At 62.6% G+C, this 21,398-nt stretch carries 17 protein-coding genes; 3 read left to right on the top strand and 14 right to left on the bottom strand.

The window, feature by feature from the left end:
• The 7 genes from NKJ84_RS26085 to NKJ84_RS26115 form a co-directional block, all read right to left on the bottom strand.
• Positions 1 to 849, bottom strand: coding sequence for a carbohydrate ABC transporter permease (locus NKJ84_RS26085; RefSeq protein WP_352508829.1), 849 nt, complete (start codon positions 847 to 849; stop codon positions 1 to 3).
• Positions 849 to 1,772: a carbohydrate ABC transporter permease gene (locus NKJ84_RS26090; protein ID WP_352508830.1), complete on the bottom strand. Its 924-nt coding sequence runs from the start codon at positions 1,770 to 1,772 to the stop codon at positions 849 to 851. Before NKJ84_RS26090 ends, NKJ84_RS26085 begins: the two co-directional genes overlap by 1 nt.
• Before the next feature lie 215 nt (positions 1,773 to 1,987).
• The gene (locus tag NKJ84_RS26095; protein WP_352508831.1) at positions 1,988 to 3,265 is read right to left on the bottom strand and encodes an ABC transporter substrate-binding protein; all 1,278 of its coding nucleotides are present in this window, start codon (positions 3,263 to 3,265) and stop codon (positions 1,988 to 1,990) included.
• Positions 3,266 to 3,295: 30 nt separating this feature from the next.
• On the bottom strand, positions 3,296 to 4,483 hold the full coding sequence (locus tag NKJ84_RS26100) for a PLP-dependent transferase (RefSeq protein ID WP_352508832.1): 1,188 nt from the start codon (positions 4,481 to 4,483) through the stop codon (positions 3,296 to 3,298).
• Entirely contained in the window at positions 4,480 to 5,214 is a 735-nt protein-coding gene (locus NKJ84_RS26105) for a FadR/GntR family transcriptional regulator (protein ID WP_352508833.1), read from the bottom strand. The genes NKJ84_RS26100 and NKJ84_RS26105 overlap by 4 nt, the downstream gene beginning before the upstream one ends.
• Before the next feature lie 463 nt (positions 5,215 to 5,677).
• Positions 5,678 to 7,051: a PleD family two-component system response regulator gene (locus NKJ84_RS26110; protein WP_352508834.1), complete on the bottom strand. Its 1,374-nt coding sequence runs from the start codon at positions 7,049 to 7,051 to the stop codon at positions 5,678 to 5,680.
• Positions 7,052 to 7,084: 33 nt separating this feature from the next.
• Positions 7,085 to 7,501 carry a response regulator gene (locus NKJ84_RS26115; protein WP_352876500.1) on the bottom strand — a complete coding sequence of 139 codons (417 nt, stop codon included), beginning with the start codon at positions 7,499 to 7,501 and terminating at the stop codon, positions 7,085 to 7,087.
• A 172-nt stretch (positions 7,502 to 7,673) separates the two neighbouring features.
• Here NKJ84_RS26115 and NKJ84_RS26120 point away from each other — a divergent pair, with 172 nt between their 5' ends.
• Positions 7,674 to 7,973 carry a DUF3572 domain-containing protein gene (locus NKJ84_RS26120; RefSeq protein ID WP_352508835.1) on the top strand — a complete coding sequence of 100 codons (300 nt, stop codon included), beginning with the start codon at positions 7,674 to 7,676 and terminating at the stop codon, positions 7,971 to 7,973.
• A 65-nt stretch (positions 7,974 to 8,038) separates the two neighbouring features.
• Here NKJ84_RS26120 and NKJ84_RS26125 read toward each other — a convergent pair whose 3' ends face one another.
• Positions 8,039 to 9,529: a hypothetical protein gene (locus NKJ84_RS26125; RefSeq protein ID WP_352508836.1), complete on the bottom strand. Its 1,491-nt coding sequence runs from the start codon at positions 9,527 to 9,529 to the stop codon at positions 8,039 to 8,041.
• A 104-nt stretch (positions 9,530 to 9,633) separates the two neighbouring features.
• Positions 9,634 to 10,209, bottom strand: a complete 576-nt coding sequence (locus NKJ84_RS26130) for a GNAT family N-acetyltransferase (protein ID WP_352508837.1) — start codon at positions 10,207 to 10,209, stop codon at positions 9,634 to 9,636.
• A 68-nt stretch (positions 10,210 to 10,277) separates the two neighbouring features.
• Between NKJ84_RS26130 and NKJ84_RS26135 the strand changes: the two genes are divergently transcribed.
• Positions 10,278 to 11,606, top strand: coding sequence for a DNA polymerase IV (locus tag NKJ84_RS26135; protein WP_352508838.1), 1,329 nt, complete (start codon positions 10,278 to 10,280; stop codon positions 11,604 to 11,606).
• A gap of 3 nt (positions 11,607 to 11,609) precedes the next feature.
• Here NKJ84_RS26135 and NKJ84_RS26140 read toward each other — a convergent pair whose 3' ends face one another.
• Positions 11,610 to 12,116 (bottom strand): hypothetical protein, encoded by a 507-nt coding sequence (locus NKJ84_RS26140; protein WP_352508839.1) that lies wholly within the window; start codon positions 12,114 to 12,116, stop codon positions 11,610 to 11,612.
• 174 nt (positions 12,117 to 12,290) lie between these two features.
• Here NKJ84_RS26140 and NKJ84_RS26145 point away from each other — a divergent pair, with 174 nt between their 5' ends.
• Positions 12,291 to 13,172: a DMT family transporter gene (locus NKJ84_RS26145; RefSeq protein WP_352508840.1), complete on the top strand. Its 882-nt coding sequence runs from the start codon at positions 12,291 to 12,293 to the stop codon at positions 13,170 to 13,172.
• A gap of 9 nt (positions 13,173 to 13,181) precedes the next feature.
• On the opposite strand, the gene NKJ84_RS26150 is transcribed toward NKJ84_RS26145, so the two are convergent.
• The 4 genes from NKJ84_RS26150 to NKJ84_RS26165 all read right to left on the bottom strand — a co-directional run bounded on the left by NKJ84_RS26150 (position 13,182) and on the right by NKJ84_RS26165 (position 21,101).
• Positions 13,182 to 13,985 (bottom strand): ion channel, encoded by an 804-nt coding sequence (locus NKJ84_RS26150; RefSeq protein WP_352508845.1) that lies wholly within the window; start codon positions 13,983 to 13,985, stop codon positions 13,182 to 13,184.
• A gap of 108 nt (positions 13,986 to 14,093) precedes the next feature.
• Positions 14,094 to 15,104 carry a methyltransferase gene (locus NKJ84_RS26155; RefSeq protein ID WP_352508841.1) on the bottom strand — a complete coding sequence of 337 codons (1,011 nt, stop codon included), beginning with the start codon at positions 15,102 to 15,104 and terminating at the stop codon, positions 14,094 to 14,096.
• 39 nt (positions 15,105 to 15,143) lie between these two features.
• Positions 15,144 to 18,671, bottom strand: a complete 3,528-nt coding sequence (gene dnaE / locus NKJ84_RS26160) for a DNA polymerase III subunit alpha (RefSeq protein WP_352508842.1) — start codon at positions 18,669 to 18,671, stop codon at positions 15,144 to 15,146.
• Between the two features lie 417 nt (positions 18,672 to 19,088).
• A complete protein-coding gene (locus NKJ84_RS26165; protein WP_352508843.1) occupies positions 19,089 to 21,101 on the bottom strand; it encodes an acetyl-CoA carboxylase biotin carboxylase subunit in 2,013 nt (670 codons plus the stop codon).
• Positions 21,102 to 21,398 lie beyond the last annotated feature (297 nt).

Below are 21,398 nucleotides of genomic sequence, written 5' to 3' on the forward strand. Positions count from 1 at the left end.
CTATCCCTTGACGGCGCCGGCGGTAAGGCCGGTGACGAGGTAACGTTGCAGGAAGGCAAAGAAGACGCAGACGGGGATCAGCGCCAGGATGGAAGCCGCCATCATTTGTCCCCAGTCGACCGCGAATTTGCCGATATAGGTGAGCAAGCCGACCGCGAAAGTCTTCTGCTCGTCGCTGGAAATCAGCATCAGCGCAAACAGCAACTCGCTCCACGCGGCGGTAAAGACGAAGCCAAGCGTCGCCCCCATGCCGGGCAGCGTCAGCGGCACGATCACCTTGCGCATCGCCTGCAGGCGCGTGCAGCCGTCGATCATCGCTGCCTCTTCCAGGTCTCGCGGGATGCCGTCGAAGAACGACTGCATCAGGAAGGTTGCAAAGGCTGTATTGAAGGCGGTGTAGATGATGACGAGGCCGGTCAGGCTGTTGATGAGACCGATCTGCCCCATGATGCGGTAGATCGGCGGAATGACCATGACCAGCGGAAAAGTCTGGGTGAGCAAAAGCAGGATAGCCAGGGTCGCCTTGCCGCGGAACGAAAAACGCGACATGGCGTACCCGGCAAGCGTGGCAATGACCGTTACGAAGGCGGCCGTCGACACCGAAACGATAACGCTGTTTAGGAAATAGCGCGGAAAATCGGTGGCTTCGAGCACGGTGACGAAGTTCTGCAGCGTCGTTTGCGACGGCCAGAAAGTGATGCCTTCGGAATAGAGCAGCCGCTCCGGCGTGACCGAGATCTTCAACGTCCAGAAGATCGGGAACAGCGCGAAGGCCATGTAGGCTCCGATCGCGCCGTAAAGGCCGATGCCGCCGAGAACGCGCGAGGAGACGGAGCGTCCGGCAATCATCAGACGTGCCTTACCAGCGAACGGCGGATGCCGATCAGCGCAACCGCATAGACGATGAGCAGCACAAGCAGCAGCACCGCCACAGCGGAGGCATAGCCCTTGTCCAGCGACTTGAACGCGCTGACGTAGATATAGACCGGCACCGTGGCCGTCGAACCGGCAGGCCCGCCTTCAGTCATGACGAAGATCAGGTCGGCGAAGGTGGCGACCCATATCGTGCGCAGCATGACGGTAATGACGATGGTTGGCGCCAGGAACGGCAGCGTCACCTTGGTAAAGCGTTGCCACGGCGAGGCGCCGTCGATGGCCGCCGCCTCATGCAGTTCTGACGGGATCGACTTCAACGCCGCCAAAAGCGTGATGGCAAAAAAGGGAATGCCGAACCAGACATTGGCGACGATCGGTCCCCACATGGCTGTCGAGGGATCGGAGAGCACGTTGGTCGGCTCGGTTTTCAGCCCCGAGGCGTAGAGCCAATGCGGCAGCGGCCCGATGATCGGGTTGAACAGCCAGGCCCAGGTCAGGCCCGAGAGGAAGGACGGCACCGCCCAGGGCAGGAACACCACCGCCTGCACGATCTTTCTGCCCCGGAACGGCGTGTCGAGCAGCAGCGCCAGGCCAAGTCCGAGGAAGAACTGGAAGAACAGGCTGGCTGCCGTCCACCACAGCGTGTTGACGAGCGCCTGCCCGAGCACGGGATCCGACAGCATCGCCTGATACTGCCCAAGTCCGACATATTCGGATTTGAAAGCGGAGAATTTGCGGAACGAGTAACCGATACCGATAACCAGCGGCACCAGCAGCACGACGACCAGCAGCACGATCGCCGGGCTGAGATAGAGCCAGGGCTCGATTGCGGCATGGGATAGCCGCTTTTTTCGCGGCCTGCCGACGGATCGTATTTCGGACACGGCGTAGGTCATGGGTGCTGGATTGTCTCCTGGGGCAAGCATGGGCTGGCGACAGCGCCTTTCCCGTTTACGGGGAGATGCCGGTCCACCCTCCGCCGCTGCAGCGCAGCTGCTGCGGAGGACGGGCAGGCAGATGAGAGGCACCACGAGCCACGACGGGTTGGCGCCGCCCCTCATCTGTCACTTTTTGACACCTTCTCCGCGTGAACGGGGAGAAGGGAGGAAAGCTATTTCTTGTTCTTGGCCATCCAGTCCTGCTGTTCCTTGGTCAGGAACTTGGCCCATTCGTCGGCCACGTCCTTTGCCGCCTTCTGACCAAGCAGCACTTCCTGAAAATTCTTGATCGCCACCTGGTCGACGAAATTGCCGAGATTTTCCAGATGCGTCGGAGGCGTCACCATCTCGTATTTGTCGCCGTTGTTCAGTTCCTCGAACCAGCCTTTGAACTGCTCGGTCCTGAAGTGAGCGTCCTGGTCGGCGCCGTTGTGGATTGGAATGACGCCGACTTCCTTTGCCCATTCCAGATTGTCCTTGGGCGACAAAAGCGTTGCCATCAGCTTCCAGGCATCGTCCTTGTGCTGGGAATTGGCGAACATCGCCCAGCCGGCATAACCGAGCGTCGGATAGGATCTGCCGCTCGGACCGACTGGCATCGGCGCCACGGCGAAGTCGTCGGCGCTCATCTTGTCGGCGATGCCGAGCAGCGCGTCGGGATCCTGGTTCAGCATGGCGCAGGTGCCGCTATAGAACCCGGTGACGGTCTCGTTGAAACCCCAGCTCACCGCGTCTTTCGGCGCCAGGCCGTTCTTGTACATGTCGGCGAGCATCTGCAGGCCCTTGACCGACCCTTCCTCGTTGATGGTCGAGGTGCCGTCCTCGTTGAAATAGCCGCCCTTGCCCGCGGCAATGTTCATGAACATGTGCATGCCGTTGAAGGCGCCAGGGCCGCCGCGCAGGCAGTAGCCGTATTTGCCCGGTATTGCCGAGATTTTTTTGGAGTCCTCGACGAATTCATCGAGCGTTGCCGGCGGACCGTCCAGACCGGCCTCCTTGAACAGCTTCTTGTTCCAGAACAGCGCGTTCAGGTAATAGCCGTAAGGGATCATGTACTGCTTGTTGTCGACCGTCGAGCCGAACTGCTTGGCACGCTCGCCCAGCGTTTTGGCATCGTCCCATTTGGCCATATATGGCCCGAGATCCTCGAGCTGGCCGTTGGTCGCATAGAGGCCCATCCAGCGTTCCGGCATCTCGACGATGTCGGGCGTGTCGCCGGCCTGCACCATGGTAAGGAACTTCTCGAACGCCTGGCCCCAGGGCAGCGATACCAGCTCGACCTTGACCCCCGGATTGGCCGCCTCGAACTCGGCGATCTGTTTCTTGAGGAATTCGGTACGCGGCGGGCTGGTGATGACCTCGACCATCTTGACCGTGGAATCGGCCAGCACGCTGCCGGCGGAAATCGCCAGACCTGCGACGGCACCAAGAAGGATGCTCAGTTTTTTCATGTTCAGCACTCCCATTTTGAACGGCTCCATTTATCTTTTTGCTTTGTCGAACGCCTGGGCAACGTCAGCCCACAGGCCTTCGACACTTTCCAATCCGACACTGAACCGGATGGTTCGCGGGCTGACGCCGAAGCGCGCCATCGAATTCAGGCCCGGCGTCTGCTCGAGCGAGGCCTTTGCTGGAACGACCAGGCTCTCATGGCCGCCCCAGCTGACGCCGATGCGAAAGAGTTTCAGCGCATCGACGAAAGCCGGGATGTCGACGTCTTCCGTCACCTCGAATGAGAACAGCCCGGCATAGCCGGCAAGCGTCGCCTTGCCCGGATGGTTGGAATAGGCCGGGTGGTTGACCCGCTCGACATGGCCATGCGCTTTCAGCCGTTCGGCGATGGTCAGCCCGCTCTTCATGTGATGCGGCAACCGCAGCGGCAATGTGCGCAGCCCGCGCAGCAACAGCCAGGCCTCGAAAGGCGAAAGTTTGCCGCCGAGGTAGGAATAGGTCTGCTCGTTGATATGGCGGATATGGGCAGCCGAACCGGCCACCACACCGGCGACGGTATCGCTGTGGCCGCCGAGATATTTCGAGGCCGAATGCAGCACCAGGTCGACACCGTGCGAAATCGGCTTCTGGAACACCGGCGTCGCCCAGGAATTGTCGATCGTGGTGACGATGCCCTGCTCTTTGGCCAGCCGCGCCAGGTGGGTTATGTCCTGGAGCTCGAACATCATCGACGTCGGGCTTTCCAGGTAGAGCAGCTTGGCGCCGGGGAGTGCCGCGGCGACCGCGTCCGGATCGGAACCGTCGACATAGTCGACCTTGATGTTGAGCCGTGGCAAAAGCCGTTCGAACAGCCGGTAGGCATCGCCGTAGCAATTGCGCACGACAACCATGCGCTCGCCGGCACCGACGAAAGCAAGCACCGTGGCGCCGATCGCCGCCATGCCGCTGGAAAAGCCGCGCGCGGCCTCCGCGCCTTCGAGAGCGGCGACACGCGCCTCGAACTCCATGACCGTCGGGTTGTCGCCGCGCGAATAGATCGGCTGGCGTCGCCTGCCGGCGAATGTATCGGCCATCTCCGAATAATTGGAGAAGGTGAAGAGCGAAGTCTGGTAGATCGGCGGCACCACGGCACCGCCGGGGAAAGGTTCGTCATGGGCGAGAAGCGTCGCCGCCTCGGCGAGATAGTCGTTTTCGAAACCGGCGGGATGATCGCTCATTTCTGGCCTGAAAGTTCGAGTTTGGCCGCGCCGCGCTTCAGATCGTCCTCGACGGTGGCGATCAGCTTGAGCGCCTCGGCCCGGGCCCCCTCCGGATCGTGCGCGGCAATGCGTTCGTAGATGGTGCGGTGGTAAGGAAAGCTGGCGTGGCCGAAATCACGCACGCCGAGCGGATGCTCCCAGAAACGGTGGAACAGTTCGTGCATGGCGGCGATGATCTGCTCGAAGAGCGGATTGCCGGAACTGCGGTAGATCGACTGGTGGAATTCCCAGTCCTCCTCCGCCGACATCCCTGCGCGGGTGTGGAAGGCCTGCTCCATAATGTCGAGCTTGCGCGCGATCTCGGCGATCTCGGCCTGGTCCGCGCGAACGGCGCACAGGGCGGCGGCTTCCGCTTCCAGTGCCCGGCGGATTTCCAGCGTCTGCATCAGGCTGGTGAAATCATTGCCGCCGGCCAGCGTCAGCGGCATGTGCAGCATGTCCAGCGAGACCACTCCCTTGAGATAGGTGCCGCTGCCTTGCCGCCGTTCGACCAGGCCGAGCCCTTCCCAGCGCGTCAGCGCCTCGCGCACGGTGTTGCGGCTCACCTTGAGGCGCTCGGCCAGGATGCGTTCGGTCGGCAGTCTCTGGCCGGGCCCGAGAGCTTCCCGCATTACAAAGCCGGCCAGCGCCTTCAGCACCGCGTCGTCGCGAGCAGTTGCCTGTATGGGGGAAAGGCCGAATTCGGTCATGCCAACGGGTCACCAAATGGCTCAATGGTCCAACCAATTTCTGCATAGAAGACAGGCCCTGTCAACCGACTGCGGGCGCATACGCTCTGCCCAGCCGGCTATTTCAAAGGGCGCTGTCGCTGTCGCAACAAAACCAAAGCGTTTTCCGGGTCTTGGTGCAGAATCCTGATGTGTTTTGAAAATTGGGGGCCGGCCGGCGTTTGGCAGCGGTACGAGGAGGCCACTATGTGCCAGCGCCGGCCAGCCGACCCCACGGACCCAGGAGATGCGGCGGACCTGAGCATCATGGGGTATTCTTTCGGTCGAACCGGCGATCTAGACCTCGTGCCGGTTACGTCTAAGGGCTGCACATTTGCGCAACAACTTATGAAAATCAACAGTTTCTTAACCAAGCCTCGCAACTCGCTTGGATTAAGGTAAATTCGTAACCTTGTCGGGTTGACTGGCTAATTCGTCCATGGTGCTACGCCGCCTTGGCGACGACGCGATTGCGGCCGCCGCTCTTGGCCTCATAGAGCGCAAGGTCGGCGCGTTTCATCAGCGCCGCGACCGTGTCCATGCCTTTCAGCACCGACGACACGCCGACGCTGACGGTGACTTCGATCGCTTTGCCCTCGCTGCCAACGGCAAACGGCAGTTGGGCGATTTCGGCGCGAATGCGTTCGGCTACCTTTTCGGCTACCGCGCCGTCCGTGTCCGGCATCACCACCACGAACTCCTCGCCACCGAAGCGGCAGGCTAGATCGATGCCGCGCACGTTCTTGCGCAGCCGCCGCGCGAATTCGCGCAGCACGTCGTCGCCGCCGTCATGGCCATGCGCGTCGTTGATGCTCTTGAAGCGGTCCAGATCGGTGATCATCACCGACAGCGGCCGGCGCCGTGCCACGGCGCGGTCGAACAGCGTCTGCAGATGGCTGTCGAGATAGCGGCGGTTGTGCAGACCGGTCAGGGCATCGGTCACCGCCATCTCGATGGTCTGGGTGACACTGGCGCGAAGCTGGTCGTTGTAGCGCTTGCGGCGCACCTGCGTACGCAGCCGCGCCGTCAGCTCCTGCTGGTCGATCGGCCGCATCAGATAATCGTTGATGCCGAGTTCGAGGCCGCGGATGATACGCCCCTCCTCGCCCTCGTCCGCCAGAAGGATGATCGGCAGGAAACGGGTGCGATCAAGCGAGCGCAATTGCGAGCAGAGCCTAAGCGGGTCGAAATCGGCGAAGGCCGTCGAGATCATCACGCATTCGTAGGGCAGCTCGGCGGCCTGGAAGAAGCCGGCATGCGGATCGTTGGCGACGTCGAGAGCGGCACTGCCGCGCAGCATCTTCTGGATGCGCTCGAACGAGGATTTGCGCTCGTCGACCAGCAGCACCTTCGGCACCGCGTCATCGGTAGCGAAGTTGCGGCTCAAAAGCTCCTCGATGCCGATATTGCGTGTCGTCGAGGCGCGCAGCCGCAGCTCATCGGTCAGCGACTTCAGCCTGACCAGGCTCTTCACGCGCGTCATCAGCTGCAGATCGTTGACAGGCTTGGTCAAAAAATCGTCGGCGCCGGCCTCGAGGCCGCGCACCCGGTCCGAAACCTGGTCGAGCGCGGTGATCATCACGACCGGGATGTGCGATGTCGCCGGGTCGCCCTTCAGCCGCCGGCAGACCTCGAACCCGTCCATGTCGGGCATCATCACGTCGAGCAGCACGACATCGACCTTGCCGTTCTCGCAGATCTCGATCGCGTCCGGCCCGTTGGTGGCGGTCAGAACCTCGAAATATTCGGCGAGCAGCCGAACCTCCAGCAGCCTGACATTGGCTGGGATGTCGTCGACGACGAGGATCCGCGCGGTCATTTCACAAAGCTCCGGCTCGGCTGGAAAAATACATCAGGCATCGCCCAGGTAGGATTTGATGGTTTCGATGAAACGCGGCACCGAGATCGGCTTGGAGATATATGCCTCGCAGCCACCCTGGCGAATGCGCTCCTCGTCCCCCTTCATGGCGAAGGCGGTGACCGCAATGACCGGGATGACGTGGAGATCATCGTCCTCCTTCAGCCATTTGGTGACCTCGAGGCCCGATACTTCCGGCAGCTGGATGTCCATCAGTATGAGGTCCGGCCTGTGCTGCCGCGCCAGATCCAGCGCTTCGAGGCCGTTACGTGTGCGCACCGTCTCGTAGCCGCTCGCTTCGATGAGGTCGCGAAAGAGCTTCATGTTGAGCTCGTTGTCTTCGACGATCATAACCTTCTTTGGCATCGATTTCCCGTCCCGGCTGACCTTCCACTCGAAGGGTGCCGTCATGCGCCCCTTGTCGGCACGCACCAAACCTGTTCCCACTATACGGCAATATGATTGACGAAACGGAAACCGGCCGCCCTAAAAGCTTTCGGATTCCAGGTCGGCGAGCTTGCTGCCGGCGACACTTGCCACTACTGCGAAAACAGAACGATTCCGCCCACGAAGGAAGGTAGCGATGGCAAACGCAGCGTCAATGCGCGAGGAAGCGGAAACCATTGCCGTAAAGGCGCTGGGCTTCGTCGCCGCCGATCCGGAACTTCTGCCCCGCTTCCTGGCGATGACCGGCATCGAAGCTCATTCCATCCGCCAGGCGGCGGGTGAACCGGGATTCCTGGCCGGCGTGCTGCAGTTCATCCTTGCCCACGAGCCGACGCTGATGCGTTTTTCCGAGGAGACCGGAACGCCGCCCGCCGCAGTCGGCAAGGCATTGCGGGCGCTGCCGCTCGGCGACGACAATCACGAGCATTCGATATAAGCGGCGATCCCGAGACTGCGGGCAGATCGAAGAACCTGCCGCAGACGACGGCCACTGCTGGTGCTTTACGGCGTTGCCTCTTCCCCACTGTCGTCAGTCCCGACGGAGTCGGCCGGCTTCAGCATGGCGCCGTTGACCGTCACCGAACCGTCGGCTTTGGTGTTGATCACCCATTCCAGCCGGCCGTCCGGCAGCGTCTTGCCAAACCCTTTGATCGCCAGCGCGCCGCTAAAATACTGCGCGGCCTGCGGGTCTGTCTTCGCCGCCGTCTGCAAGGTCTCCACGATTTTTTCGTATCCGGTGATGTCGAGGGTTACATTTGCCATCGGCGTCGCCCCTGGAAACGTCATCTCGCCCTCCAGCACGATCTCGATGCCGCCGTTCTTCACCGTGCTGTGCCCGATGACGAATTTCGGCGTCTTGGCCATGAAATCGGCCTTGATCTGATCGCCAAAGTCGGCCGGCAGCGGCGGTTTGTTGTTCAGGTCAAAGGCTTCGATGGCCTTCTTAGTCATACTGTCGAGATCGATATTGGCGCCGCCGAAATTCAGGTCGATGTCGGTGGGCAACAGCGCGGCACTCCAGCTCGGCAGCACGTTTCGAGGTATCGTCAGCCCTGCCGCTCTGATTGCATAGTTGATCGTCCCGTTCTGCGCGATGCCGTCGCTCCCGAAACTGGTGCCCAGTTCCGCCGCGCCGAAACGTCCGACGGGGCTGTCCACGGCGAAATCCTTGAACCCGTAGGTTCCGTCGATCCGCTCCCATAGCGGCAATGCGGCGAGCAGCAGCGATTTGAGTTGCGCCTGATTGCCTTTGAGCTTGGCCTCGTCCTCATTGGCCACTGCAAATGCCAGAAGATCGAGAAGCGGCTTTGTTCGTATGCCTTTGCCGGTCGCATTGACCGACAGTCCCGGCGACGTGATTGCGAGCGGGAATTTCAGCCCGCTATTGGGGTCGTCAAAGTCGATCGCTTCGGCAAAAACCGCTATCGTCTGCGTCATGGTGAAGTCGGCGCCGCCATTCACCGCCTTGGCGGCGCTCATGGTGGCCGTACCGGGGCCGGTGCTCACTTTCACGCGTTGCATGGCGTCCCGGGAGTCCATCGTCATGCCGGTCATCGATGTAGTGGCGCTGGCGAAAGCCGCCAACTCGGGATCATAGACGCCGGCGAACTTGCCGCCTGCGATTGCTAACTGGGTGCTCTGCGGCCCTTGCGGCCCCTCGACCTCGAAGGAAGCGCTGGTCGACATGTCCGCCGAGACGTCCCATTTCCCATCCCTGCGCGGTTTGGCAAGGAGGGCATAGGGCGCCAAGTTGAATTTCGCGAAATTCTGCTTCGGCAACATCCCGGCAAGCGCCTTGAAGTCGAAGGCGATCTTATAGGCGTCGCCCTCAAGCGAAACCTTTGCGACACCCTTGTCGATTGCCTGGCTGCCGACATAGCGGGCCAGATTCTCGGAAAGCTGCTTCGCGCCCTGCTCATCAACGGTTTGGCCGAAGGCGGGTGCGCTGAGCGCGAGCACAAAGACGACTGGCAGGACACGGTTCACGCTCATTCTCCGTTGGGCCATTGGAATTATCTGCACTTTCTCATTTCGTAGGAAATTACCACCCCAACCGCAAGGCGAGGCGGCGCGACCCGAATGGCCTGCGGCATTGCCTAAAGCACCAGCCGCACCAGCGGTCGGCCTGGCTTGCGTTCGACCAACCGCTGGAACCCGGCCTTTTCGAAGACCCGCGACGAGCCGACGAACAGCCCTATCGACCGCGAATCCTTCGACAGGTCGATGGGGCAGGCCTCGATCAGGCGCGCGCCGTTCTGGCGGGCGAACTCGATGCCGCCTTGGACCAGGCGGTGCGACAGGCCCCTGCCGCGTGCCTTGGTGCGGATGAAGAAGCAGGAGATCGCCCAGACGCCCGGATCGGCGGCGTCGGCGGGGTCGATCGGCGCCGACCCCCTGCCCTGGTTGTTCCATTCGGGCACGTCGGCACGCGGGCCGATCTGCATCCAGCCGACCGCCTGGCCACCCTCGAAAGCCAACAGGCCGGGCGGCGGCCCGGCCTCGATTCGCGCCTTGATGTGGTCCTTGTTGCGCTCGCGATTGCTCGCGCGGCGCACCGCAGGCGCTAACCGGAAATGCGTACACCAGCAGCCGTAACAGGCGCCCTGCTTGCCGAAAAGATCCTCGAAATCCGCCCAAAGCTCAGGCACTAGCGGCGCTATGGTCGTATTCATGAGCTCTCTCCCGGCCCACCGCCTTGTCGTGGCGTCCGTCCTGACGTACCATTGCATTTGTTCTCTTTATGTTCGCAGCGATGGCGGCTCCTGTCAACAACCCCGAACACGGTTTTTGCCGCGACTGCCTGAATTTTCAGCGCAGCGAGGCACGCCGTTGCGAGCGCTGCGGCAGTCCAAGGCTCGCGCGCCATCCGGAGCTCTACCGGTTGCGCCTTGCCCATATCGACTGCGACGCGTTCTACGCGGCGGTCGAAAAGCGCGACAACCCGGCGTTGAAGGACCGGCCATTGATCATCGGCGGCGGCAAGCGTGGCGTCGTATCCACCGCCTGCTACATCGCCCGGATCCATGGCGTTCGCTCGGCAATGCCGATGTTCAAGGCGCTCGAAGCCTGTCCCGAAGCGGTGGTCCTCCCGCCGGACATGGAAAAATACGTGCGCGTCGGCCGCGAGGTGCGCGCCATGATGCAGGCGCTGACGCCGCTGGTCGAGCCGCTCTCGATCGACGAGGCCTTTCTCGACCTCGCCGGCACCGAGCGCTTGCATGGCCTGCCGCCTGCGGTGGTGCTGGCGCGCTTCGCACTCGGCGTGGAAAAGGAGATCGGCATCACCGTTTCGGCCGGCCTTTCCTACTGCAAGTTCCTGGCCAAGGTGGCGTCGGACTTCCGCAAGCCGCGCGGCTTTTCGGTGATCGGCGAGGCCGAGGCTATCGGCTTCCTGGCCGAGCAGCCGGTGACGCTGATCTGGGGGGTCGGCAAGGCCTTTGCCGCCACGCTCGAGCGCGACGGCATCCGCACCATCGGCCAGTTGCAGCGCATGGAACGTGGCGATCTGATGCGCCGCTACGGCGTCATGGGCGACCGGCTCTACCGGCTTTCGCGCGGCGAGGACGACCGTCGCGTCGTTCCCGACCAGGACGCGAAAAGCGTCTCGGCGGAAACCACTTTCGATACCGACATCGCCTCCGTCGACGAACTGGTTTCGGTGCTGAGGGCGCTGTCGGAAAAAGTCTCGGCCCGGCTGAAGAAATCCGGCATTGCCGGACGCACCGTCGTCCTCAAGCTGAAGACCCAGGATTTCAAGATCCGCACGCGCAATCGCCAACTCGGCGATCCGACCCGGCTGGCCGACCGCATCTTTCAGACCGGGCTCGAGCTGCTGCGCAAGGAAGCGGATGGCACGAAATACCGGCTGCTCGGCATTGGCGTCAGCGATCTCTCCGACGATGACCGGGCGGACCCGCCCGACCTGGTCGACGTCCAGTCACGCAAGCGCGCCATGGCCGAAGGCGCCATCGACACGCTGCGCGGCAAGTTCGGCCGCAGGGCGGTGGAAACCGGCTATACCTTCGGCAAGGGCCGCGATGCCCATCCGCCCGAACCGGTCGAGGAGTGATAGTCAGGTGCGCCGCAGATCGATCCTGCTGGTCACCACACTCTTGCCGGTTTTCGGATCGGTATCGACGACGGTCAGCCGCATGCCGTCCTCGCCGGTTTTCTCAACAGTCATTTGCGCCCTGCGGTCGCCATTGACCTCCTTGGCCCAACGAATGCCGAGATTGATTGCGTTGCCGGAGCGGCTGCCGCTCAATTGCGCCGGCCCGGTGCGCGATCCGACATAGGTGCCGGTGTATTTCGTCCCGCTCGATTTGAGATCGGCGCTGATGGCGCGCGTCACCACGATAAGACCGCGGCAGCTGCCGTCGAGCGATAGCGAGATCGATGTTGCGTCGGAATTGAAATGACAGGAGACATTCACCGTCGGCGCATCGGTGGTGACCTTGACGGTGCCTTTGCCGGCGAAATTCCCCTGGAATGAGCGAAGAAAATCCGGATCGTCGGCATGCGCTGCGCCGGCCCCGGCCGTCAGGCACCCGGCAAGTACAAATCGTGCAAGTGATTTCATCGGACCGCTCCTCGTTGGTATCCAAAACACAGCACGCAAACACTGAGGGACCAACGCTTCCCTCAGCAGCGGGTTCCGACTTCAACATCACTGTTTGCAACGCTTCACGGCTGGCCCAGTCGAATGCGTCGGCTAGCGGTTGCGATGAAAGCGCCGGCTTGCGACATAGCGCCCATGACACCCGCACCCTCGATCCCCAAGGCCGCGTTCTGGATGGCGCTGTCGATCGCCTCGTTCCTGGCGATGTCGGTGGCCGGCCGCGCCACGACGGCAGAACTCAACGTCTTCCAGGTGCTCGAGCTGCGCTCGGTGATCGGCTTTTTCATCCTGCTGCCGCTGGTCATGATGTCAGGCGGTTTTCCGGCGATGCGCACCGGACGCCCGTTGGCCCATCTCGCCCGCAACGTCGTCCATTATACCGGCCAGGCTGCCTGGCTTTATGCCTTGACGCTGATCCCGCTTGCGGTGCTGATCTCGATCGAATTCACGACGCCGATCTGGACTGCGCTGCTGGCGGTAGCTTTCCTCGGCGAAAGGCTCTCCCGGCCAAGGCTGGCGGCGATCGTGCTGGGGCTGATCGGCGTGGTGATCATCGTGCGTCCGGGCGTCGGCGCGGTGAATCCGGGGCATGTTATCGTGCTGGGAGCAGCGGTCTGCTTCGGCGTCTCGGTGGTTCTCGTCAAGTCGCTGACGCGGACGGACAGCGTCGTGCGCATCATCTTCTGGATGCTGATCATCCAGTCGGTGCTTGGCCTCGTCCCGGCGCTGTACGAATGGCGCAACCCGTCGCTCGAGCTCTGGCCGTGGATCCTGCTGATCGCGTTTACCGGCATGTCGTCGCATTTCTGCATGGCCCGCGCACTTGTCTATGCCGATGCGACGGTCATCTCGCCAATGGACTTTTTGCGCGTACCGCTGTCGGCGATGATCGGATGGCTGCTTTATCACGAGCAGATCGACGCCTTCACCGCCGGGGGCGCCCTGCTGATCCTGCTTGGCAATCTGCTCAACCTGCAGAAAAAAGCCGCCAAACCTGCGGAAGTGGCGGCAGCGTAGCCCTGCGTTTCAATCGCCGTCGTCGGGTATGTTCAGAACGTGCCCACAGGCCTTGCAATGAACGGCGTCGGGCTCGTGCCGCTGCAGCCCGCATTGCGGGCAAGGAAAGAACACCTTGGTGGGACGGAAGAGCGCCTGTGCAAGCCGGACGAACAGCGATATGCCAATGATCATGGTGGCGATCGCGGTGAGCTTGCCGGCCACACCGGGCAGGACGATGTCACCGAAACCGGTCGTGGTGACCGTGGCGACCGTGAAATACAGCGCATCGACATAGCCCTCGAGACCACCCACGGTGCGGAAGAAGAAGGTGTAGACGAAACCCGTGATGACAAAGAGGAATGTCAGGAAATTGATGACCGCACGGCTCGCCTCGCGCCATCGCCTGAAGCCGCGCATCTCGAGAAATCGCCACAGCGCGCCGCTACGCGACAGCGACCACAGCCGCAGGATGCGCAAAAAACCGAGATTGGCCAGCGCCGTAGGCATCAGCAGAGTCAGCAGGATGAAGGCATCAATCCACGACGCCGGCTGTTTCATCAGGCGCAGCATGTCGTTGGAGGCAAGCAGCCGGGCAATCATGTCGGCGGCGACAAGTGCTGCCACGGAGTAGTCCAGCCAGAGGAACGAAGACGACTTCTGGATCACCGGCGTGGCGATGAAAAAGGCAATGATGGCAAGGTCGATGACAACGGCCGCAAGCTGAAACCGGAACGCCGCCGCTGTGCGCCCGTGATACAGCTTGCGCAACATGTCGCGCAGCCGGGCCAAGGCTGAAATATCTTGGGCTCCGTTCTTGTCAGCTACCTTCATGACGATCGCGATAGCCTTCGCTGCGACGGCCGTCCATTCGACAAGGCAGGCGGAAGCTTGCGCCATCCGACCGATCCCGGCGGTTGCGGCAAATGGCTTCAGCCGCGATCAAACCGGCCTTGCCTCTAGAACGCTGATGCGTGGCCCCGCCTGGATGATCTCGGTCACCTCGAAGCCACCCTTTGCCAGCAGCGACTTGAATTCATCGGCCGTCCGCTCCTGGCCATCGGGCGCGACCAGCATGTTGAGGTCGGAGAATTTGGCATTCGCCCCCTGATTGGGCGGCTCAAGCACGGCCTCAAAAACCAGCAACTTGCCGCCCGCACGGATCGCCTGGCGACAGTTTTGCAGGATCGCGACGTTGGTCTCGTCGTCCCAGTCATGCAAAATCCATTTGAGCAGCAGCGCGTCGGCCGCCACGGGCAGCTCGGCAAAGAAATCGCCTCCGACGATCTCACAGCGATCGGCGACACCTTTCGCCGCCAGCACCGAGGCGGCCGGCGCTACCACATGCGGCTGGTCGAAAAGGATGCCGCGGCTGCCCGGGGTCGCGGCCAGGACTTCGGCAAGCAGCGCGCCCTGGCCACCGCCGACGTCCATGATGACCGGAAACGACGAAAAATCATACGCCGCCAGGATGGCTGCCGCCACGCCGCGCGAATTCGCTGCCATGGCGCGATCGAAGATAGCGGACTCCTCTGGATGCTCTGCCCGGTATTCCCAGACGCCCTTGCCATGCGCGTGGCGAAATGCGTTCGTGCCGGTTTGGATGCTGTAGAGCAGTTCGCTCCACGCTTGCCGGTAATAGGGTCTTCCGACGAAGGCGGCCCAGGGTGCAGCGGAAAACTCAGCATCGGAGCGCAAGGCGCCGCCAAGCGGCGTTAGCGAGAACTGCCCGTCCTCTGCCTCGTGAAATATGCCGACCGCCGCAAGCGCCCGCAGCAACCGATAGAGCGCGCGCGGATGTGTGTCGGTCAGGCTTGCCAGATCTGCTGCCGAGCGCTTGCCGTCCTTGATGTGGTCGGCGATGCCGAGCGTCGCGGCGACCGAGATCGCCTGCGAGACGCGGTACCCGTTGACCATCCGTGTTAGTTCGAAAGCGGCTGCGCGTTCATCCATGGCGCCCCCCAATCGCCAAAACCCGAAGGTTTCGGTATTTTAAACCAGCTCCACTTCAACCACGCCCGGCACCGCGCGCATGGCTGACGCGATCTGAGGCGAGATACGATAACGACTGGGCAATTCGATCTCGACCTCCCCCTGGCCGTCATCCTTTATCAGCACAAAGCTTACCTGTCCCTCGCCCTTGACGGCAAGCTGGCCGGCAAGCGTGCCGATCGGTGCTGCGTCGCGCACGAAGATGCGTAGCGCTTTCTGGATGCGGCTTGCCTCGTCCTCCAGCGACTGCACGGTCTGGATGCGCAGATTGACGCCTTCCGGCCTGTCCTCGGCCGAAACGGTGATGACCACCGAGCGGCCGGGCTCGAGCAGGTCGCGATATTGCGCCAGTCCCTCGGAAAACAGCACCGCTTCATACTGGCCGGACGTGTCGGAAAACTGCACGACGCCCATCTTGTTGCCGGTGCGCGTCTTGCGTTCCTGCTTGGTGGTCACCGTCCCGGCGAGCCGGCCGGCGGCCGCACCGCGTTTGACGGCGGCCGAGAATTCGGCCCAGGTCTGCACCCGCATTTTCTGCAGCGCCGCCTTGTATTCGTCGAGCGGATGCGCCGAGAGATAGAACCCGACCACCTGGAACTCGCGGTGCAGGCGGTCGGCCGCGAGCCAGGGGTCGGTCGCCGGCAAGTTGAGTGCCTGCGACTGTGCGCCCAGCGAGGCGCCAAAGATGTCGTGCTGGCCGGTGACGGCATTCTGCTGCGCCAAGGACGCCAGCCCCATCATCCGCTCGACGCCGGCCATCATCGCCGCCCGGTCGAGACCGAAGCAGTCGAGCGCGCCGGCCATGATCAGGCTCTCGAAGACGCGTTTGCCAACGATCTTCGGATCGACCCTTTCGCAGAAATCGGCGAGGCTCTTGAACGGTTTTTCGCCGCGCGTGGCGACGATGTGCTCGACTGCGGCGTCGCCGACGCCCTTGAGCGCGGCCAACGAATAGAAGATGCGGTTCTCGCCGACCTCGAAATCCCGGAACGACGTCATCACCGACGGCGCCACCACCTCGATGCCGAGGCGCAGCGCATCCTGGCGGAAATCGGCGAGCTTGTCCGTATTGCCCATGTCGAGCGTCATCGATGCCGCCAGGAATTCGACGGGGTAATGCGCCTTCAGATAGGCGGTCTGGTAGGAGACGACGGCATAGGCGGCGGCATGCGATTTGTTGAAACCGTAGTCGGCAAACTTTGCCAGCAGGTCGAAGATGAAGTCGGCTTGCGGCTTGCCGACGCCGCGCTCGACCGCGCCCGAAACAAAGCGCTCGCGCTGCTTGTCCATCTCGGCGCGGATCTTCTTGCCCATGGCGCGGCGCAGCAGATCGGCTTCGCCCAGCGAATAGCCGGAGAGCTCCTGCGCAATCTGCATCACCTGTTCCTGGTAGACGATGACGCCTTGCGTCTCCTTGACGAGATGGTCGATCTTCGGGTGGATCGACGCCATCTCCTCCTCGCCGTGCTTTCTGGCGTTGTAGGTCGGGATGTTCTCCATCGGCCCCGGCCGGTAGAGCGCAACGAGCGCGATAATGTCCTCGATACAGTCGGGCCGCATGCCGATCAGCGCCTTGCGCATGCCGGCACTTTCCACCTGGAACACGCCGACCACTTCGCCGCGCGACAGCATGGCGTAGGTTTCTGGGTCGTCGAGCGGAATGTGGGCGAGATCGATCTCGATGGCGCGGCGGCGGATCAGCTTGACCGCCCTGTCCAGCACCGTCAGCGTCTTCAGGCCAAGAAAGTCGAATTTCACCAGCCCGGCCTGCTCGACATACTTCATGTTGAACTGGGTGACCGGCATGTCCGAGCGCGGATCGCGGTACATCGGCACCAGTTCCGACAGCGGCCGGTCGCCGATGACGATGCCGGCGGCATGAGTCGAGGCGTGTCGGTACAGACCTTCCAGCTTCTGCGCCGTGTCGAGCAGCGTCTGTACGATCGGCTCGCGCTCGGCCTCCTCGGCAAAGCGCGGCTCGTTGGCGATGGCGTCGGCGAGCTTGACCGGATTGGCCGGGTTCGACGGCACCATCTTGCTCAGCTTGTCGACCTGCCCGTAAGGCATCTGCAGCACGCGGCCGACGTCGCGCAGCACGGCGCGCGCCTGCAGGGTACCGAAGGTGATGATCTGGCCGACCTGGTCGCGGCCGTATCTCTGCTGGACGTAGCGGATGACCTCCTCGCGCCGGTCCTGGCAGAAGTCGATGTCGAAGTCGGGCATCGACACGCGATCGGGATTGAGGAAGCGCTCGAACAGCAGCGAAAAACGCAGCGGATCGATGTCGGTGATGGTCGTCGAATACGCGACCAGCGAGCCGGCGCCTGATCCGCGGCCCGGGCCGACTGGAATGCCTTGCGCCTTGGCCCATTTGATGAAGTCGGCAACGATCAGGAAATAGCCGGGATATTTCATCTTCTCGATGACCCCGAGCTCGAAATCCAGCCTCTCGCGATATTGCTCGACTGTATAGCCGGGCGTCGGCCCGTGCGCCGCCAGCCGCGCCTCCAGCCCTTCATGCGCCTGCCTGGCAAGCTCCTGCGCCTCCGCCTTGACCGCCGCATCGGCGTCGGCGACATCGCGGCCGGCAAAGCGCGGCAGGATCGGGTTTCGTGTCTTCGGATAGTAGGAGCAGCGCAGTGCGATCTCGACCGTGTTGTCGATTGCTTCCGGCAGGTCGGCGAACAGCCTCGCCATGTCGGCCTGGCTTCTCAGGAAATTGTCGGGCGACAGGCGGCGGCGATTATCGGCCGCAACCACGGAACCTTCGGCGATGGCGATCAGCGCGTCATGCGCCTCATAGTCTTCACGAGAGAAGAAAAACGCTTCGTTGGTGGCAACCAGCGGCAGATCGTGGCGGTAGGCGAGATCGACCGACGACTGCTCGATGGCGCGGTCGTAGCCGGAGACCCGTTCCAGTTCGACATAGAGCCGGTCGCCGAACAGGCCCTTGAGCGCCAGCAGCCGGGTCTCGGCTAGTTCACGGCGGTCCTCTTTCAAGGCATTGCCGATCGGACCGCGCGGCCCGCCGGTAAGGCAGATCAGACCGTCGGAATTTCCCTGCAGCATCTCGCTCGTCAGATGCACCGCCTCGCCGGGCGGTGTCTCGAGGTAGACGCGGCTGACCAGCCTGACCAGATTGCCGTAGCCGGCCTCGGTGGCGGCGATCAGCACCACCGGCCGCATCTCCGGCCCCTGCCGCCTGCGGTCGCGCTGGCTGTCGTTCGCCTCACCGGAAAAGGCGAGGTCGATCTGGCAGCCGATGATCGGCTGGATGCCGTCCTTCACTGCCTTTTGCGCGAATTCCAGCGCACCGAACAGGTTGTTAGTGTCGGTGACGGCGATTGCCGGGCATTCGTCCTGCACCGCATGGCCGACGATCTTGCCGAGCTGCAAGGCACCTTCGAGCAGCGAATAGGCCGAATGCACGCGCAGATGAATGAACCGACGCGCCGCCGCCTCTGCCCGCGACGCCTTTGCATAGGCCTCGCGCAGCAAGGGATCGCGTGGAAGTCTCTCATCCGTCATGGTTTTTTCGCGCCGCCTCACAGGGACTCAGTCGATCAAGATGTATTGTCCGGCAGCAGATAACATGAGTCCAGCAGAAGCGATTGGAGCTTTGGACGTTTAGAGCAACCGCCGAAGCTGCCGATCTCCCCCCTCGTGGGGGAGATGTCCGGCAGGACAGAGAGGGGCGCCGCCAACCTCAGGCCGGAAACACAAAACCCGCCACAGCGGGCGGGTCGTTGGAGCCATTTAGCACCATATCCAAATTACTAGCATAGCTGCCGGCACAAAGCAAGAACAAAATACGTTGTGAGGCAAAAAAAGCGAATTCCGCACGCCCCTCGCCTTGTCCCTCCTCAAGCGAGCGTGCTCAACCAATTGCAAGGTCGCGTTCCTTCGCTCCCCCTCCGTCCCGCCAACCTCAAGCAGATTACAGCCTCACGCGAATTCCATGATCACCGCATCGACGGCAAGGCTGTCGCCGGGCTTGGCGTTGAGCTTCGAGACGATGAGGTCGCGCTCGGCGCGCAGCACGTTCTCCATCTTCATCGCTTCGACCACGGCAAGCGTCTCGCCGGCCTTGACCTCCTGCCCCTCGGCAACAGCGATCGATACGACAAGGCCGGGCATCGGGCAAAGCAGCATCTTGGAGGTATCCGGCGCCACTTTTTCTGGCATCAGCCTTTCGAGCTCGGCAGTGCGCGGCAGCATGGCGCGGGCTGTCACCGAAATGCCTTTCCAGGCGATGCGGAACCCGTTCAGCACCGGCCTGACTTGCGCCGCGACCTTGCGGCCGCCGACCGTGCCGCGCCAGATGAGATCGCCCGGCCGCCAGTCGGATGCCACGGTCAGTGCCTTGCCACCGTCGATTGTGAGGTCGAGCTCCATCGGAATGGAAATCATCCCTTCGACGATGGCGACCGAAAGATAGTCCGGGCCGATCTTCACCACCCAATCGCGTTTCAAGGCGCCGGAATGCGGCGCCAGCCGCCCGCCCAGCCGGTCGAGCCGATCGCGGCGCAGCAGTTCCACCGCGGTGGCAATCGCGGCCAGCACCGCTTTCTCCTCGGCGTCTGGCACAATGGGCGCGAAGCCGTCGGGATACTCCTCGGCGATGAACCCGGTCGATATCTGACCTTCTCGCCAGCGCGGATGCTGCATCAGCGCCGCCAGGAACGGTATGTTGTGCTCGATGCCGTCGACGACGAAACTGTCCAGCGCTTCCGACATGGCGTCGATCGCCACCAGCCGCGTTGGCGCCCAGGTGCACAGCTTGGCGACCATCGGGTCATAGAACATCGAGATTTCCGAGCCTTCGGTGACACCGGTATCGTTGCGGATAACGATGTCGCCGAACTTTCCTTCCTCGGGCGGCCGATACTTCGTCAGCCGGCCGATCGACGGCAGAAAATTGCGATAAGGATCTTCGGCATAGAGGCGGCTTTCCACCGCCCAGCCGTTCAGCCTGACGTCGCTCTGCTTGATGGCGAGCTTTTCGCCGGCTGCCACGCGGATCATCTGCTCGACCAGGTCGATGCCGGTGATGAGCTCCGTCACCGGATGCTCGACCTGCAGCCGCGTGTTCATTTCCAGAAAATAGAAGTTCTTGTCGCTGTCGACGATGAACTCGACCGTGCCGGCGCTCTGGTAGTCGACGGCCTTGGCCAGCGCCACCGACTGCTCGCCCATGGCTTTGCGGGTCTTGGCGTCGAGGAACGGCGACGGCGCCTCCTCCACGACCTTCTGGTTGCGGCGCTGAATCGAGCATTCGCGCTCGCCGAGATAGAGCGTGTTGCCATGCGCGTCGGCGAGCACCTGGATTTCGATATGGCGCGGATCGACGATGAACTTTTCGATGAAGACGCGGTCATCGCCGAACGAGCTTTTGGCCTCCGACCGCGCCCGGTCGAAGCCGTCGCGCACCTCTGCCTTGCTCCAGGCGATGCGCATGCCCTTGCCACCGCCGCCGGCCGAAGCCTTGATCATCACGGGATAGCTGATTTCGCCGGCTATTCTTTCGGCATGGGCGGCGTTCTCGACGACGCCGAGCCAGCCGGGCACCGTCGACACCTTGGCCGTATTGGCGAACTTCTTCGATTCGATCTTGTCGCCCATCGCCTTGATGGCCTTGGGCTTCGGGCCAATAAAGACGATGCCTTCCTGCTCCAACGCTTCGCAGAAGGATGCCCGCTCGGACAGGAAACCGTAGCCGGGATGCACGGCCTCTGCTCCTGTGGCCTTGCAGGCGGCGATGATCTTTTCCGGGACCAGATAACTTTGCGCGGCCGGCGAAGGCCCGATATGCACCGCCTCGTCGGCCATTTCGACATGCACGGCGTCGCGGTCGGCATCGGAATAGACCGCGACGGTGACGATGCCCATCTTGCGCGCCGTCTTGATCACGCGGCAGGCGATCTCGCCACGGTTGGCGACCAGGATCTTTGTGAACATGCAGGCCTCGTCCCTCGGCTGCCCTTTTTTAACGGGCTTCCCGTTTTATGGGCTTCAGAAGGGCGGTCAAGGCAAAGTCGGAGCCTATCCCGGATGTAGATCGGTGAGCGCTGACGAAAATCCGGGGTCGGAACGTCGCTTCGTGCATAGCGCGGAGCTGAATGGTAAGTTAAATCTAGCTTGGATTGCAGACCGTCTTGGGAGGATTGCCTGATGAAAACGCGCGCCGCTGTTGCCGTCGCCGCCGGAAAGCCGCTGGAGATCATGGAGGTCGACCTCGAGGGTCCTCGCGATGGC

The organism is Mesorhizobium sp. M0048, assembly GCF_040323405.1.
GTDB lineage: Bacteria > Pseudomonadota > Alphaproteobacteria > Rhizobiales > Rhizobiaceae > Mesorhizobium.

What these genes read in the sequence shown, in the direction of transcription:
- NKJ84_RS26085 (WP_352508829.1), bottom strand. Translation starts at nt 849, where the DNA reads ATGATTGCCGGACGCTCCGTCTCCTCGCGCGTTCTCGGCGGCATCGGC.
- NKJ84_RS26090 (WP_352508830.1), bottom strand. Translation starts at nt 1,772, where the DNA reads ATGACCTACGCCGTGTCCGAAATACGATCCGTCGGCAGGCCGCGAAAA.
- NKJ84_RS26095 (WP_352508831.1), bottom strand. Translation starts at nt 3,265, where the DNA reads ATGAAAAAACTGAGCATCCTTCTTGGTGCCGTCGCAGGTCTGGCGATT.
- NKJ84_RS26100 (WP_352508832.1), bottom strand. Translation starts at nt 4,483, where the DNA reads ATGAGCGATCATCCCGCCGGTTTCGAAAACGACTATCTCGCCGAGGCG.
- NKJ84_RS26105 (WP_352508833.1), bottom strand. Translation starts at nt 5,214, where the DNA reads ATGACCGAATTCGGCCTTTCCCCCATACAGGCAACTGCTCGCGACGAC.
- NKJ84_RS26110 (WP_352508834.1), bottom strand. Translation starts at nt 7,051, where the DNA reads ATGACCGCGCGGATCCTCGTCGTCGACGACATCCCAGCCAATGTCAGG.
- NKJ84_RS26115 (WP_352876500.1), bottom strand. Translation starts at nt 7,501, where the DNA reads ATGACGGCACCCTTCGAGTGGAAGGTCAGCCGGGACGGGAAATCGATG.
- NKJ84_RS26120 (WP_352508835.1), top strand. Translation starts at nt 7,674, where the DNA reads ATGGCAAACGCAGCGTCAATGCGCGAGGAAGCGGAAACCATTGCCGTA.
- NKJ84_RS26125 (WP_352508836.1), bottom strand. Translation starts at nt 9,529, where the DNA reads ATGAGCGTGAACCGTGTCCTGCCAGTCGTCTTTGTGCTCGCGCTCAGC.
- NKJ84_RS26130 (WP_352508837.1), bottom strand. Translation starts at nt 10,209, where the DNA reads ATGAATACGACCATAGCGCCGCTAGTGCCTGAGCTTTGGGCGGATTTC.
- NKJ84_RS26135 (WP_352508838.1), top strand. Translation starts at nt 10,278, where the DNA reads ATGTTCGCAGCGATGGCGGCTCCTGTCAACAACCCCGAACACGGTTTT.
- NKJ84_RS26140 (WP_352508839.1), bottom strand. Translation starts at nt 12,116, where the DNA reads ATGAAATCACTTGCACGATTTGTACTTGCCGGGTGCCTGACGGCCGGG.
- NKJ84_RS26145 (WP_352508840.1), top strand. Translation starts at nt 12,291, where the DNA reads ATGACACCCGCACCCTCGATCCCCAAGGCCGCGTTCTGGATGGCGCTG.
- NKJ84_RS26150 (WP_352508845.1), bottom strand. Translation starts at nt 13,985, where the DNA reads ATGAAGGTAGCTGACAAGAACGGAGCCCAAGATATTTCAGCCTTGGCC.
- NKJ84_RS26155 (WP_352508841.1), bottom strand. Translation starts at nt 15,104, where the DNA reads ATGGATGAACGCGCAGCCGCTTTCGAACTAACACGGATGGTCAACGGG.
- dnaE (WP_352508842.1), bottom strand. Translation starts at nt 18,671, where the DNA reads ATGACGGATGAGAGACTTCCACGCGATCCCTTGCTGCGCGAGGCCTAT.
- NKJ84_RS26165 (WP_352508843.1), bottom strand. Translation starts at nt 21,101, where the DNA reads ATGTTCACAAAGATCCTGGTCGCCAACCGTGGCGAGATCGCCTGCCGC.